The following is a 788-nucleotide window of genomic DNA, read 5'->3' as shown; positions in this document are numbered from 1 at the left end:
CAGCCATTTGAGCAGCTTGATAGGCATTTTCTTTTTCAAGATGATGCCTAATATTTTCATCAAGACAGCTAGAATCTTTTAAAACGTCTTGCCAATTAGATGCACGCAGCCAATGATAGGGATCATCGCGACAAATACCGTGATATACGTCTTTATAAATGATTTTGGATGCTTTGGGTGGAAGTACAGAAGAACGGGTCATATATAATCCTACGTAGAAATATATTTATGGTTTCGTTTATATGTTAGAATCATATTATTTTTGCAAATGTATAAATTTATACGTTCCACATACGCGCAGAAATATAATCGCAATAATTTCCACAATTACTCGCTGTACTTCTGTTTCTTGCATGTCATAAGCACTGTTTCTATAAAGATCATGCCGCTTTAATAGATATACTAGAAGATTACACTTTTTAGCAGTATAATTAAAATTTTTTTCAAATAGTAGAAATAAATTCTGGATAGACACAATAAAATTTATTTTAAGAAAGAAAATTTACTTAAACTGTATAGTCTGAAGAGAAAAAAATCCTTCAATACCATACTGATATCTATTTATATATTATCCCATGATGTGCTGCATCTCTTAATATATATTTTGATTTTTCATCTTATGCACCATATTTTTTGAATAAAAAAAATTGTTTAAGCCATTTTTTATTTCAGAAAAAGATCATCTTATGATAACAAAAAATAAAATTTGTAAAATTGAAAAATAATAATATAATATTATAAATATATAAAATGAAAGCTTTAGTTTATATTTACGGTTTTAAAGCTAA

At 27.0% G+C, this 788-nt stretch carries 1 protein-coding gene; it reads right to left on the bottom strand.

The genetic code is table 11. From position 1 onward, the window contains the following. A partial coding sequence (locus tag ACFINZ_RS10485; protein WP_375701480.1) for a hypothetical protein occupies positions 1-202 on the bottom strand: 202 nt, incomplete at its 3' end. Positions 203-788: the final 586 nt, after the last annotated feature.

It is taken from the genome of Bartonella sp. AA81SXKL (assembly GCF_042196945.1).
Taxonomy (GTDB): Bacteria; Pseudomonadota; Alphaproteobacteria; order Rhizobiales; family Rhizobiaceae; genus Bartonella.
The sequence above is the reverse complement of the archived record's forward strand: the minus strand, read 5'-3'. Positions and strand labels throughout refer to the sequence as shown.